The 13656-nt window shown below is 70.7% G+C and carries 13 protein-coding genes; 3 read left to right on the top strand and 10 right to left on the bottom strand.

Annotated elements, in window-relative coordinates:
• Window positions 1–70: 70 nt before the first annotated feature.
• The 3 genes from ACIA8G_RS43715 to ACIA8G_RS43705 form a co-directional block, all read right to left on the bottom strand.
• Window positions 71–550 carry a hypothetical protein gene (locus ACIA8G_RS43715; protein ID WP_396424743.1) on the bottom strand — a complete coding sequence of 160 codons (480 nt, stop codon included), beginning with the start codon at window positions 548–550 and terminating at the stop codon, window positions 71–73.
• A gap of 106 nt (window positions 551–656) precedes the next feature.
• A complete protein-coding gene (locus ACIA8G_RS43710; RefSeq protein WP_396424742.1) occupies window positions 657–1313 on the bottom strand; it encodes an RES family NAD+ phosphorylase in 657 nt (218 codons plus the stop codon).
• 28 nt (window positions 1314–1341) lie between these two features.
• Window positions 1342–1926 carry a DNA-binding protein gene (locus ACIA8G_RS43705; protein ID WP_396424741.1) on the bottom strand — a complete coding sequence of 195 codons (585 nt, stop codon included), beginning with the start codon at window positions 1924–1926 and terminating at the stop codon, window positions 1342–1344.
• Between the two features lie 156 nt (window positions 1927–2082).
• Here ACIA8G_RS43705 and ACIA8G_RS43700 point away from each other — a divergent pair, with 156 nt between their 5' ends.
• Window positions 2083–3252 carry a glycosyltransferase 87 family protein gene (locus tag ACIA8G_RS43700; protein WP_396424740.1) on the top strand — a complete coding sequence of 390 codons (1170 nt, stop codon included), beginning with the start codon at window positions 2083–2085 and terminating at the stop codon, window positions 3250–3252.
• Here ACIA8G_RS43700 and ACIA8G_RS43695 read toward each other — a convergent pair.
• A complete protein-coding gene (locus ACIA8G_RS43695) occupies window positions 3194–3739 on the bottom strand; it encodes an HdeD family acid-resistance protein (RefSeq protein WP_396424739.1) in 546 nt (181 codons plus the stop codon). The genes ACIA8G_RS43700 and ACIA8G_RS43695 overlap by 59 nt on opposite strands.
• A 53-nt stretch (window positions 3740–3792) precedes the next feature.
• Here ACIA8G_RS43695 and ACIA8G_RS43690 point away from each other — a divergent pair, with 53 nt between their 5' ends.
• Complete coding sequence (locus ACIA8G_RS43690; protein ID WP_396424738.1) at window positions 3793–4323, top strand: hypothetical protein; 531 nt, start codon at window positions 3793–3795, stop codon at window positions 4321–4323.
• Here the strand turns inward: ACIA8G_RS43690 and ACIA8G_RS43685 are convergent.
• From ACIA8G_RS43685 to ACIA8G_RS43660, 6 genes are all read right to left on the bottom strand, one after another.
• Entirely contained in the window at window positions 4307–5188 is an 882-nt protein-coding gene (locus ACIA8G_RS43685; protein WP_396424737.1) for a hypothetical protein, read from the bottom strand. The two genes, ACIA8G_RS43690 and ACIA8G_RS43685, sit on opposite strands and share 17 nt — an antisense overlap.
• A 142-nt stretch (window positions 5189–5330) precedes the next feature.
• Window positions 5331–6227: a hypothetical protein gene (locus tag ACIA8G_RS43680; protein ID WP_396424736.1), complete on the bottom strand. Its 897-nt coding sequence runs from the start codon at window positions 6225–6227 to the stop codon at window positions 5331–5333.
• Complete coding sequence (locus ACIA8G_RS43675; RefSeq protein WP_396424735.1) at window positions 6220–11256, bottom strand: hypothetical protein; 5037 nt, start codon at window positions 11254–11256, stop codon at window positions 6220–6222. The genes ACIA8G_RS43680 and ACIA8G_RS43675 overlap by 8 nt, the downstream gene beginning before the upstream one ends.
• Window positions 11256–11564 carry a type VII secretion target gene (locus ACIA8G_RS43670; RefSeq protein WP_396424734.1) on the bottom strand — a complete coding sequence of 103 codons (309 nt, stop codon included), beginning with the start codon at window positions 11562–11564 and terminating at the stop codon, window positions 11256–11258. The genes ACIA8G_RS43675 and ACIA8G_RS43670 overlap by 1 nt, the downstream gene beginning before the upstream one ends.
• Window positions 11565–11599: 35 nt before the next feature.
• Window positions 11600–12130: a YbaB/EbfC family nucleoid-associated protein gene (locus ACIA8G_RS43665; protein WP_396424733.1), complete on the bottom strand. Its 531-nt coding sequence runs from the start codon at window positions 12128–12130 to the stop codon at window positions 11600–11602.
• Window positions 12131–12271: 141 nt separating this feature from the next.
• Window positions 12272–12646 carry an FKBP-type peptidyl-prolyl cis-trans isomerase gene (locus ACIA8G_RS43660; protein WP_396424732.1) on the bottom strand — a complete coding sequence of 125 codons (375 nt, stop codon included), beginning with the start codon at window positions 12644–12646 and terminating at the stop codon, window positions 12272–12274.
• Between the two features lie 170 nt (window positions 12647–12816).
• Between ACIA8G_RS43660 and ACIA8G_RS43655 the strand changes: the two genes are divergently transcribed.
• The gene (locus ACIA8G_RS43655; protein WP_396424731.1) at window positions 12817–13626 is read left to right on the top strand and encodes a S1 family peptidase; all 810 of its coding nucleotides are present in this window, start codon (window positions 12817–12819) and stop codon (window positions 13624–13626) included.
• Window positions 13627–13656: the final 30 nt, after the last annotated feature.

Genomic DNA, 13656 nt, shown 5'->3' with positions numbered 1-13656 from the left:
CCAGGGCCATCAGTCCCGAGTGGACTGACGGCGGGGCTGCTCCGGCACGGGCCGGAGCAGCCCCGTGCGATCAGCTGATCTCGACGCAGGTGGCGCGGTTCTGCCAGTTCACGGAACCCAGCCGCAGGTCGGCGCTCTCGTCGATCCACGTGGAGCGCAGGCCGCTGCTGGGGCAGTCACGCGCGTCGTAGAGCCTGAGGTCGCACTTGTTGTAGGTGTCAACCGAGTTCGCGCGGTTGTCCCAGCTCCAGCCCGCGAGGTTCCACGCCCCCTCGATGTCGCCGGTGGACGCCGTGCAGCTGCCGTACTTCCAGAACGTGATGCAGGCGCCGGTGTGGTTGTTGCCGTCGTAGAGAGTGAACGCGCTGACCGTGCCGGACGCGTGCCCGACCTGCGTGCACGCCAGCGCTGCGGCCGGTGCGGCCTGCGCGTCCGGTGCCGCTTGTGCACCCGAGGCCCCCATGATCAGCGCACCGGCGGTGAACGCCACCGCGACGGCCAGCCTGGCCACCGCGCGCACCGACCGTGCCCCCTGAATCCTCGCGATCATCCGTGCTCCCCTCGATCTCCGCGCCACGACGGCGGTCCGCCGCGGCTTGGAGTGATCGTGGGAGCCCGTTCGTTCGTAATCCTTGCGAGTTCCTGCAATGGCCAGGTCAGCCCAGCAGCGTGTAGTTGAGCTCCTCGCACACGCGGGCCAGCGGCAGGTCGAGCCCCGGATGATCCAATGGCAGCAACACATCCGGCGCCGCGGGCAGCCCGGAAGCGCCCGGCGGATCCCACAGGCAGATGGCCGGGTCCCCGGAATCCATGGAGGAGCGGTACCAGAGGCCGTCCAGCTCCGGGTACGCCGCCCGGATCGCACGCGACCAGGCCTGCGTCACGAGCTTCGGGCCCGTCGAGATCTCCTGCGAGGCACCGACACGGGTGGGCCACAGGCCGCCCAGGTCCAGCAGGCGCAGGGTGCGGCGTGGGCGCAGCACGACGAGGAACGGGCTGCGGGTGCGCCGGTCGACGATCGAGGTGGCCTGGAAGACCTCGGCGATCGAGGTGCGCACGGACAGCCCGAAGTAGAGGACGCCGTTCTCGTGGTCCTGCACCGGGCTGCCGTCGTCGGCCGGCTGTTGCGCGTCGAAGCGGGCGTGCGGGAGCGGGCCCGTGTAGCGGAACGTGTTCCAGCGCTGGGGGTGTGAGCCCTTGGCCGTGAACACACGCACCAGGCGCGTCGCCCGGTGTACCGCCACCACGTCCTCCGTGCGGCGCAGGTGTGCTTGCAGCACGGCAGGGGCAGGCGGCGGCGGAAGCCGTGACATTCGGGTCCTGTCGGGTGTTCGGGAATGCTCAGGCGGGGGTGCCGAGCATCGAGGCCAGGTCGGCGACGTGGCGCGGGTCCCCTCCGGCGAGGAGCCACTCGCGCGGGGTCGCGGGCTTGCCTTCGACCAGCAGGTCCTCCTGGGGGGTGGTCATGAACGCGGCGACGACCAGTGCCGGTTGGTCCGACGGGATCTCGGCCAGCACGGTCTCGAGGCCCGGCAGCACGCCGGTGCCCGCGAACTGCCACGCGGGCAGCCGCCAGCTGCCCCTGTCCTTCCAGCCCACGAGCCTGCCGACGCCGAGCCGGTGCCGGATGCGGCTCGTGTCGACCTGAAGCTGACGTGCCGCGTCGGCCACGGTCAGCGCCGAGTCGCGCAGCACCGCGTGCGCCACGACCGTGCGGGTGCGCGGCTTCGCGTCGCCGGGGCCCGCCGGGGACAGGTCGAGGCCCACGTCGGCGAGCGCGGTCTGCTGGTCCGGCGTGAAGTAGCTGGCCGGTTCCGGGTGCGGCGGGGCGAGCCTGCGTGCCGCGTCGGTCACGAGGGCCAGGAACTCGTCGGGGGAAACCTGCAGGCCGGCCTTGGCCAGCACCGTCTCCAGAGCGGGGCTCATGCGCACAGAATATCCCGTGCGTGCGCATTTGTGCGCCCCGCCAACGGGGTAAGCCTCGAACTTCGACGTTGCGCGCTCACGCAACGACGCTACGTCAGATTTCCAGGTCCAGACCGGTGACGTGGGCCTCATCTGGCACATCGATACCATTCCCCGATGCAGCTGGACCGGGGCGCCAAGAGGGTCGTGGTGGCGTGGGCCGCCGTCATGGTCGCCACCCTCACGTACGTGATGCTCCGCCCGCAGGGCTGGTCGCTCGACCTGCGCGTCTACCGCAACGGCGGCGACGCGTGGCTCAAGGACCTCCCCCTCTACGTCGAGGGGTTCGCGAAGCCGCTCGGTGGTCCTGACCTGCCCTTCACCTACCCGCCGATCGCCGCGGTGATCTTCAGCCTGCTGGCGCTGGTGCCGCTGGGCGTCGCGATCTTCGCGGTGGCGCTCGCGAACCTCGCCGCGCTGACCGCGCTGTGCCTGATCGCGTCGTCGCGCGTGGTCGGCTGGGGTCCTGAGGCGGTGAAGTGGGGCCTGGGCGCCGCGGCGGTGTCGTCGATCTTCGACCCGCTGCGCGAGACGCTCTGGTTCGGCCAGATCAACCTGCTGCTCGGCGTCCTGGTGATGGCCGACTGCCTGCTCGAACGCACCCGCTGGTGGCCGCGCGGCGCGCTGATCGGGCTGGCGGCCGCGATCAAGCTGACGCCAGCGTTCTTCGCGTTGTACTTCGTGGCGCGACGGCAGTGGAAGCCCGTGTTCGTGTCGATCGCGTCGTTCTTCTCCTTCGTGCTGCTGGGATTCCTCATCTCGTTCGGCGATGCGAAGGAGTACTGGACGCACGCCCTGCTCGACCCGGGCCGCGTCGGCCGCCTGACCTACGCGTCGAACCAGGCCATGCGCGGCACGCTGGCGCGCTTCGGCCTGGACACCGGCGTGCAGGTCGCGGTGTGGCTCGTGCTGGCGTTGCTGGTCGTGGCGCTGGTGTGGTGGCTGGCCACGCGCGTCGGCGACGTGGAAGCGTTCTTCGTCGTGGCGCTCGGCGGCCTGCTGATCTCGCCGGTGTCGTGGGGCCACCACTGGATCTGGATCGCGCCCGCGCTCGTGCTGCTGTCACGGCCGGCGCTGCGCAGGCACTGGGCGTCGTGGGCGATCGTGGCGGTGTTCGCGATCGGCCCGCACTGGTTGTTCCCGCGCGACAACGACGTCGAGCGGAACTGGGAGTGGTGGCAGCAGGTGATCGGCAACCTCTACGTGTTCGTCGGGGTCGCCGTGCTGGTCACGCTTGCGGTGCGCGTTGTACGAGACCGCCGTCGAGCTGCTTCAACCGCAGGCTGAACAGCACCAGCACCACGCCCCACAGGATCGCGAACACGCCGATGGTGATCACGAACGCCAGCGCGCCCGCGGCAGGGTTCACGACCAGGATGATGCCGAGCAGCACCGTCAGCGCACCGGTGACGATGTAGAACCACTCGTTCGTCATCACCTTGCGCAGCCGGATGGCGTTGACGATCTGCAGCACACCGGTGACCAGCGCCCACGCCGCGATGATCAGCAGCAGCGCGGTCGCCGTGATGCCCGGCCAGAACAACGCGATCAGGCCCGTGACCAGGCCGAGCGCGCCGATGAGGCCGAGCGCCCAGCGAGCGGGCCATTCCTTGTGGGTGAGGGTCGCGTAGAGCAGGATCGCGCCGTCGACGAGCGCGTAGGCGCCCCACAGCAGGATCAGGACCAGGAGTGTGAGTCCGGGCCAGACCAGCGCGGCCAGGCCGAACAGGACAGCGAACACTCCGCGCACCGTGAAGAGCCACCACCGTTGCATGGACGGGATGGTCTCGGCTGTCGCGGGGGTCGGCAACCTGAGACCCTCGTTCGGTGCTCATCCGAGTGGCTGACTGGGAGCGGATCCGGGCCGGCGAGGTCACGCTCGCGTTCCGGCGGTGGAAACGGCCGACGGTGCGCGCCGGCGGGACTCTGCGGACGTCGCTGGGCGTGCTGGCGATCGATGCGGTGGACGTCGTGTCCCGCGTGACTCGCGCTGAGGCTGTCGCTGCCGGGTTCTCGTCCGTGGCCGAGGTGATGTCCTCAGTGGAGGGACGCGAGGGCTCGCTCTATCGGATCCGCCTGCGTTTCGCCGGTGAGGATCCGCGGATCGAGCTGCGTTCGTCGTCCGATGTGGACGGGCTCGTGCTCACCGACGCGGCGGTGGCGTTGCTGCGGCTGATCTCTTCGAACCCCGGTGTGCGGGCGGCGGACCTGGCTTCGCAGACAGGCCGGGAGAAGCTGCCGTTCAAGGCGGACGTGCGCAAGCTCAAGGCGAAGGGGCTCACCGAGTCGCTGGAGGTGGGCTACCGCCTCTCCCCGAGGGGAGAGGCGTTCCTGCGTTCGCTCAGCCCTGACCCGTGATGATCGACACCGCGAGGTCCTGCGTCTGCGAGCTCACCTCGCCGATCTCGAACCCGCGCGCCGCCACGTGCGCCACCAGCTCCGGCTCCGGCGGGAGGCCGTACTTGCGCAGGTAGTGCGGCACGGCGCCGGCCCAGATCCAGGTGCCGTCGGTGCGGAAGTTGAGCGGCACGTCCTGCTCGCCGCTCTGCGAGAACTCGTCCAGGTCGTAGCTGCGCGCGGCCAGCACGACCGGCGCCGACTCGAGGTAGGTGAGCAGGCTGTCCACCAGCTGCGGGTCGATCGGTTGGCGGTTGACGACGATGCGGCCGCCGTCGTCCTTGCCGTCGTAGACCTTGGCCGTCCGCAGCTCACCGGACTGCTGCTCCGGCTGGTTCTGCGGGACCTGGAACTCCTGCTGGGGCTCGGGTTCCGGAGCGGGCAGCGGCGGCAGGCCGACGCGCTGACGCCACCAGTCCGGGATCTGCCGGTCCGGCCGCGGGAACGTCTGCAGCTCGTCGCGGAACCCGATGGGCGGCGGCGCGTTGCGCCAGCGCGGCTCGTCCTCCGCGTTGAAGTCGACCGTGAACGCCGCCGGCGCCTCGATCTCGTAGACCGCGCCCAGCCACGTGCCGCGGTCGGCGTGGTACATCCCCGCGCGCAGCTGGCCGAACATCTGCACCACGTCCATCGGTGGCCGCACCGGCCGCAACTGGCCGTCGGGCCCCGCGAACGCCAGGTCGACCTCGATGTGCCTGCCCGCCGCTCGGTACTCGGCCCGGATGCGCTGCCAGCCCTGCGGTACGGCCGGCAGCATGGCACGGCCGATCTGGCGCACGAGCTGCTGCTGGTCCTGCTCGCTCAGCGGTGTCGCCGGCTGGCTCATGTGGTCCTCGCCCCTCTCCCCGTCAAACCCCGCTGATCTTATCGGGCTGCCGCTACGCGCGCGGCCCGGTCGGTGACACGGGGCCGTTCACCGGATTTGAGGGGCCGGTCCGGCTTGTGGTTCCCGATCCTCAGGCCATCGATCAGCCGGTGGACTCGTCGAGCCTGGCGCGGAGCCAGTCCGGCATGCCGTCGGCCGACCCCGCCCGCCGCAGCTCCTCCTGGTAGGCCTCCGGTGGCGGCGGAGTGATCCACTTCGGCTCGTCCGGGCGGTTGAACTGCAGGTTCTCCCGGCCGTTGTACTCGATGTCCAGTCGTGCGCTGTACCAGGTGGGGTGGTTGGGCGGGACCATCGACGCGCGGAACTCCCGGAACCGCTCGGTCACGGCCCGCGGCGGCGACCACTGGAACATCCGGCCGGCGAGGTCACGCACCAGCGCGTTGCACTCGACGTGGCTGCCGACCTCGCGGAAATGCACCTGGGCGTAGGTCCACCCGGTCGGGGCGGTCTGCCGGACCTGCATCCCCACGTGCTTGGCGTACATCATGTGGTCGAGCGGTCCGAGCGGTGGCTCCGGCGGCAGTTCGACGTCGGGGTTGAGTTCCTGACGCAGCCAGCGCGGCAGCCAGTTCTCCGTGCGCGGGTACATCTCCAGGTCCTTCGCCCACACGTCGGGCGAGAGCGGCGGGTCCCACACCGGGTCGACGGAGAAGTTGAAGTCGGCGTTGAACTTGGAGGGAGGGTCCATGGTGTACCGGACGGAGTACCAGGTGCCCTTCTCCTCCTCGTACCGCAGATCCCGGACGTCGGCGAACGCCCGGCGCACGTCCTCCACCGGCAACTCGGTCTCCCGCACCGAACCGTCCTGGTTCAGCACCGCGTAGAGGTAGTCGTCCACGTGCGCCGCCATCGAGACCTTGAGGTCGATGCGCGCCCAGCCGTCCGGCCCGGCCGCCTTGATCAGGCGGTTGCCGAGCCAGCCGAGGATCTCCGTGGCGATTTCTTCACGCTCGGCCTGGGGAGGCCGGGGGTCAGACATTGTCGTGGCTCCTGTAGTGGACGACGGGCTGTCCGGTCACCGGATGGACGCGTTGGTCGAGCCAGTAAACACGATCCGGTGTGAGCCCCCGTGACGCCTCCGTCGGGAAGATCCGCACGCGCGTGATGTCCTCGCCGCTCTTGTGCGCGTCCATGCGGTCCTTCTCCGAGTACGCCCAGCTGTCCTTGTAGGGACTGGTCGGGTCGGTGGTCGGCTTCAGGATGTTGTTCTCGTTGTGCCGCTGGGAGAACACGCCGAGCGCCTCGTTGATGCCACCCTCGGCGTGCGGCTGGGTGTGGCCACCGCGGCGGGCGGAACCCGGGTAGTCGGTGGTGCCGTACTTGCCCGTGTCCCCCTGGACCTTGTTGTCGCGGCCGGGGTGACCGCCGGGGCTGTGGTCCGGCGGGTACGAGATGGAGCCGACACCTTCGGAGTTGGTGTGGTACGAGCGGTCGTCGACCTGGTAGCGGGTGTTCTCGAGCGGAAGACCGTCCGTGGGGCGCACGGTGACATCGCGCATCGTGTTGCGGTCGCCCAGTTCCGGGTTCTGGTCGGTCCACGTGTCGATGTGGGTGAACTGGGACCGGCCGTCCGGGGTCAGCTCCGGCGACGTGTAGAAGTCGCCGTGCACGTCGCCGGTCTGCGAGTTCGTGACGTGGTAGCGGCGGTCGGGCTCGAGGTCCGTGCGGTGGCTGAACGGCGGCCCGGACGGGTCCCACGTCTCGGTGCGGTAGTTCGCGCCGCCCGGCTGGAACTCCGGACCGTTCGGTGCGTTGAAGTTGTCGAGGTCGAACCGCGGGTTGCCGTCGGCGTCGGTGTGGAACGTGAACGGATCGCCGCCGGCGTGCACGCGGTAGTCGACGTCCGGCTGCGTGTAGCTGGCGTCCGGGTTGTCGACGCGGCCGTCGTAACCGGTGCGGGTGTTGCTGGTGTGGGCGTCGATGGCGATGACCCGCGGCGGGTTGGACCCGTCGGTGTACACGTGCGTCTGCCGCCCGTTGGCATCCGTGACCTCGTACCTGGTGCGCGGCTCGAGGTCCGGGGTGTGCCGGGGCGGGTCGTAGAACGGCTCGCCGGGGTTGACAGTCCGCGGCCTGGACTGGTCGAACTCCGGTTCGCGCCAGTCGATGTCCTGGTGGCTCGGGCTCTCCCGGTCGCCGGGCCGCGCCGCGCGATCCTGCGCGCCGTCCGCGTCGGTGCCGTCGTGACGCTGGGAGTCGGGCGCGTAGCCGTCGTCGCCCGTCTTGGTCCGGCTGCCATCCGGGTGGTGCGTCTCCCACTCGCCGTTCGGCGGGATCCGCGGTTCGCGGGTGCCGTCGGGACGGATGTCGGCGTCACTGGTGAAGACGCGGCCGTTGGCGTCCGTCCAGGCCGGCTTGGTGGGGGCGAGGACCGGCGCGTCGAGGTGCCGGGACAGCTGCTGCGCGAAGTCGTTGCTGGCCGCGTCGCAGCCGATCAGGCGGACGGGCCTGCTGCCGTCGTAACCACTGCGGCGCAACATGTCCGCGTACTCGGCCGGCGTGTAGTCGTGGCCGCCGATGCGCGCCCTGCCGTCCGGGGTGATGTGGACGTCCGCCGTGAAGTAGCGCGGATCGTTGGGGACCCTGTGCGGCAGGTCGCCCATGTCCCGGTCGCCGCCGTGGTGGGAGACACCGGCCGGGGTGCTCTCCGCGTGCCTGGCGTGCGCCTCTTCCGGGGAGGGGCGGTCTGCGGGCGGGTCTTGGCTGTTGGGACCGTCCGGGTCGCTGTCGTGGGGCTTGTCCGGGTCGCCGTCGTGGGGCTTGTTGGGGTCGCTGTCGTGGGGTTTGTCCGGGGTGCTGTCGTGGGGCTTGTCGCCGTCCGGGCCGTGGTGGGGCGCGTCCGCGTCGGGGCGGCGGGGCGCGTCGGCGGTGGAGTCCGGGGTGCGGTGCGGGGCCTCGGCCGTGTCGGTGCCGCGGGAGCGGGGGCTGTCCGGGCTGTGCGGCCGCGAGCCGTCTGGGCGGGTGCCATCTGGCCGGGTGCCGTCGGGACGTGAGCCGTCGGGACGTGAGCCGTCGGGACGTGAGCCGTCGGGACGCGAGCCGTCGGGACGCGAGCCGTCGGGACGCGAGCCGTCGGGACGTGAGCCGTCCGGGCGGGTGCCGTCGGGACGGTTGCCGGGGCCGCTGCCGTCTGGACGGGATGGGCCGTCGGGGCGGTGGGGAGCGTCGGGACGTGACGGCGCGTTCGGGCCACCGTGGGGTGCGTTGGGGTTGTGCGGCGTGTTCGGGCCGTGCGGCGCGTTGGGACTGTGCGGGGCGTTGGGACTGTGGGGCGCGTTGAGACCGTGTGATGCGTCGGGGCTGTGTGGTGCGTCCGGTCGCGATGGCGCGTTGGGTCCGCCGTGCGGTGCGTCGGGACGAGAGGGTGCACCGGGTCCGTTGTGGGGAGCGTTCGGACCGTGCGGTGCGTCCGGACGAGACGACGGCGCGGTCGTACCGCCGTGCGGCGCGTCCGGGCGTGACGGGGTGTTGGGCCCGTGGGGAGCGTCCGGTCGCGACGGCGAGTTGGGTCCGCCGTTTGGTGCGTCCGGGCGTGAGGGAGCGTGCGGTGCGTCCGGACGGGACGGTGCCGATGGTCCGCTGTGCGGTGCGTCGGGTCGTGACGGCGAGTTGGGTCCGCCGTGTGGTGCGTCCGGACGAGAAGAAGGAGTCGACGGGCTGCTGTGCGGTGTGTTCGGTCCTGCCGGGCCGGTGTTGGGGCGGCTTTGGGGGGCGTCCGGGCGCGAGGATGGCGCGTTCGGGGCGTCCGTGCGGGCCGAAGGTGCCGACGGGGAGTTGGGGCTGTGCGGTGCGTTTGGCGCCGATGGTGCGGACGACTGCGGTCGCATCGGGGCGTCGGTGCGGGGAGCGTTCGGGGTGGACGCCGCGTTTGGGGCGCCAGCCGAGGGTGCGTGTGGGGCGCCCATGGGTGGGGCGTGCGGGGGGCTTGCCGGCGGCATGTTCGGAGTGGACGGTGCCGACGGGGTGTGCGGGGCCGCCGCTGCGGACGGTGCGGTTGCGCGGCTTGGTGGGGTCGCGTCCGGGCGGCCTCCGTTGGGGCTGCCTGCGTCTGGACGGCCTGCGTTCGGGCTGCCCCCGGAGGGCCCGCCTGCGGAAGGGCTGCCCGCAGATGGGCTGCCCGCAGATGGGCCGCCCGCAGACGGGCCGCCCGCAGACGGGCCGCCTGCTGAGGGGCTACCCGCTGAGGGGCTGCCTGCATGCGGAGCGCCCGCAGAAGGTGCGTGCGGAGCGCCTGCGGAGGGGCCGCCGGCGTGTGGAGCGCCTGCGGAAGGTGCGTGCGGCATCCCGGACGGTGCGGTTGGCGCTGAAGGCGCGTGGGGCATGCCGCCCGACGGCGCGCCAGGGGACGACGGCATCGACGGCGAGGAAGGCGCCGAAGGCATCGACGGCGAGGACGGGGCCGAGGGCATCGACGTTGGGCGGGCGGGGGCGTCGGCGCGGGAGGCTGACGTCGACAAGTCGGGGGAGCGCGGCGCCGACGGGGCGCTGGAACCCAGGTCGCCGCGGCTGCCGGGGGTGCCGGTCCAGCCCTGGCCGCCGGTCGTGGGGCGGGCGGCGGGGGCCGCAGGGGCGTTGCCGCCGGCGTTCGGGGCGCCGCCTGCCGGGCCCGACTGGGTCGGGGTCGACGGGGAGCTGTCCGGGGTGCGCGACGGGGACGGGGCGTGGGGGACGTCGGCTCGGGTCGGGGCTTCCGGGGTTGCCACCGAGGACTGGGACGTCTGGCCCGTGTTGCGCGGGGTTGCCGGGGCGTCGGGGGTCGAGTCCGGCGCGCGCGAAGGCGCAGAAGGGGTCGCGGACGACGGGGAGCTGTCCGGGGCGCGCGAGGGGGCGTCCGGGGTGGACGCGCTGTCGGGCGTGCGGGACGGGCTGGGGGCGTCCGGCGTCGAGTCGGGAGTGCGCGACGGCGTAGGCGCGGACGACGGCGACGAGCTGTCCGGCGTGCGAGAAGGGACGTCCGGCGTCGAAGTAGAAGACGGCGACGAAGACGACGGTGAAGAAGACGAAGGCGAGGAAGACGAAGGCGAACTGTCCGGAGTGGACGAAGGCGAGGACGAAGGCGAGGACGGCGAGCTGTCCGGAGTGGACGGTGAGCCGTCCGGCGAAGACGACGAAGGCGAGCCGTGCCCACCGGAAGGCGTGAGATCCGGGGCGTCCGTGTTGCGGAACAGGCCGCCCGGCTTGATGGACTTCGTGGAGATCACGTCGAGCCCGGTCACCTTGCCGACCAGCTTGCCGACTACCTTCATGATCTTGGTGAAGATCTCGACCAGGCGCCCGAGCAGCGGGGAGACCTTCTTGATGGTCTTGATGAGCTTCTGGATCAGCTCACCGATCCGCGTCGCCCACTTCGAGATCGCGGTGACGGCCTGCGCCACGATCACCGGCGTGCCGAAGCCCAGGGTGAAGACGGCCTCCAGCACCCACGTGATCAGCTTGGCCACCAGGTCGGCGATCAGGTCGCGCACCATCTCGCGCACGAACCCGACGACCATGCCCATTACACCGACGACGGTGCCGACCGAACCCGCGGTGGAAGCGGCGCCGGACAACGCGTCCAGCTGCTCGCCTGCGGACTTGCGGTAGGCGTCCGCGGCGGCGCCCGTCCACTCGGAGGTGCCGTCGACGGCGGCCTTGAAGTCGGCCGTGATCTTGCCGAGTTCCTGCGAGACGTTGCCCCACGTCGTGGAGTACGACTGGATCACCGGCGGGTCGCCCGCCAGCCAGTCCAGCGCGTCCTTCAACGGCTGCACGTGTTCCATCAGGAACGACGCCGCGGACGACAGCAGCGTGCCGAACGGGTCGATCGCCATCGAGGCCGCGTCCGCGACCAGGCCGACGACGCCGAGGCCGCCCTCGATCCAGCTGCCCTCGGAGATGCCCTTGTAGGCGTCCACAGCGGAGTCGGCGATGGAGAAGCCGGTCGCCCAGCCGTTGTCACCGGTGCCGGCGTTGAAGAAGCCGCCCGGTTCGGCAGGAGCCTTCGCCACCAACGGGTTCGGTGTGGACATCAGAAGCCCTTCATGGCATTGGCGATCTGGTCCTCGACCTGCTGGTAGTGCTTCGCGGTCTCCGTGACCTTCTTGGCCGTGGAGTCCATTGCGTCGGCGACGCCCTTCAGCGCGTTCATGCCCCACTGCTCAACGGGATCGAGCAGCATGCGGAACGGCTGGCAGATGATCCCGTACGCGTCAGTCGGCATCGACACGGTGTTCGCCGCGTCCACTGCTCCCTGCAACCGCCCGTGCAGGCCCTCCAGGGCCTTGGCGTGCGCTTCCAGCACGTCCGACGTGACGTTGAAACCACCACTGGAAGTCATCGAACCCCCTCAAGTTCGAGCAACGGACAAGAAGATCAGGTGAGCACGGACTCCCCGCCGAAGTCGTCGTCATCGTCCGACGGCGGACGACGGCGCGGGGGAGGCGGCGGCGTCGGCCTGGCCGGCGGTGGCGCGTCGTCCTCGACTCGGAAGTTGATCTCGTTGCGGTCGTACGGGGTGGCGGCCGGCTCTTCCGCCGGTGGCGCCGGGAAGTTCTTCTTCGCCTCGTTGAACAGCACGTTGGCGGTCTCGTCCTGCGTGCCGATGGTCTCGGCCATCGCCTCCTGCAGCAGCTGCGGGATCTTGGACTGCGCGCGCTGCAGCAGCTTCATGATCTCGCCGCTGACCTCGGCCATCCGCTTGCCGGAAGCGGACTCGTTGATCACCAGGTTCTGCAGGATGCCGTTGGACCCGATGGTGAGTTCGACGGCGCCGTCCGATGACCGCTCGGAGATCGTCATCCCCTGAACGCGCGTCGCCATGTCCTGATAGCGGGCAGCACGTTCCTGGATGTTCTGGTTCCAGTTCGAGAGCATCTGCTCCGACCCGGCGATGTCCTCGGGCACCGGTGTTCCTCCCAAAGCGGCGGCGGACTCAAAGGATGACGCAGGCGGAGGTGATCCAGTTCCACCCGGTCGGCAAATCGGCCACACAGACCAGCGGCGTTCCACTGAGCGGACCAGTGGAACGCCGCGAGGTCAATGCGTCTAGTTCACGCCCAGCAGGTCGACGACGAAGATCAGCGTCTCGTTGGGCTTGATCACGCCACCGGCGCCGCGCGCGCCGTAACCCAGGTGCGGCGGGATGACGAGCTTGCGGCGGCCGCCGACCTTCATGCCCTGGACACCCTGGTCCCAGCCGGCGATGACGCGGCCGCCACCGAGCGGGAACTGGAACGCCTCGCCGCGGTCCCAGGACGCGTCGAACTGCTCACCGGTCGAGTGCGAGACACCGACGTAGTGCACGGACACGAACTGGCCGGCCGTGGCCTCCGCGCCTTCGCCGACGGTGATGTCCTCGATCAGCAGGTCGGCGGGCGCTGCGCCGTCGTGCGGGTCGACCTCAGGCTTCGTGGGGGCCATCACAACTTCCTCTCGGAACGGGATTGTTCGCGGTCGATCCAATCACGCGTGCGCGGGCGCGGCCGAATGGCCTACGCGGACCAGCCCTTGCCGGTCCCGATCCACTCATGTCTTTCTTTAATGACCACCGGCCCTGCAGCCGGAGGTCACAACAGAAGAAGGAGATGATCATGGCGGCAACCCTGCACCGCCTCCGGTCATGGCTCGGCGCGGCATTGGCAGCAGCGACGCTGTCGATGGCCTGCGTCAGCGTGGCCGAAGCAGCTCCGACTCCCACCCCCGACGACGGCGGCTTCGGCACGCAGATCGTCGGCGGCACGCGCGCCAGCACCGGAACTTTCCCCTGGGTCGTCTACCTGGCGACGAGCAGCGGGTTCCAGTACTGCGGTGGCACGCTCGTCGCACCCAACAAGGTCGTCACCGCCGCGCACTGCACCGAGGGCGACTCGCCGTCCGCGGTCCGCGTCGTGGCCGGCCGTGACGACAAGAACTCCACGGCGGGCACCGTCGCCCGCGTCACCAGGATCTGGATCCACCCGAGCTACACCGACGTGACCCGCGGCTACGACGTCTCGGTGCTCACGCTCGACCGCAACCTGTCGCAGACCCCGATCAAGTTCGCGACGAGTGCGGACAGCGCGCTGTACGCGGCGGGCACCAGCTCGACGATCCTCGGCTGGGGCACCACCTCGTCCGGCGGTTCGGCCTCGCGCTACCTGCTCAGGGCCACCGTGCCGCTGACCAGCAACTCCAGCTGCGCCAGCTCCTACGGCGGCGACTTCAACGCCACGCACATGGTGTGCGCCGGTTACGCCCAGGGCGGCACCGACACCTGTCAGGGCGACTCCGGTGGCCCGCTCGTGGCGGGCGGCAAGCTGATCGGCATCACGTCGTGGGGTGAGGGATGCGCGGCCGCCGGCTACCCCGGCGTCTACTCCCGCGTCTCCACGTACGCCACGCAGATCCAGGCACAGCTGTAGCAACAAGACTGTGACAACAAGGCCGGGAAG

It is taken from the genome of Lentzea sp. NPDC051213 (genome assembly GCF_044455585.1).
Classification (GTDB): Bacteria; Actinomycetota; Actinomycetes; order Mycobacteriales; family Pseudonocardiaceae; genus Lentzea.
The sequence above is the reverse complement of the archived record's forward strand: the minus strand, read 5'-3'. Positions and strand labels throughout refer to the sequence as shown.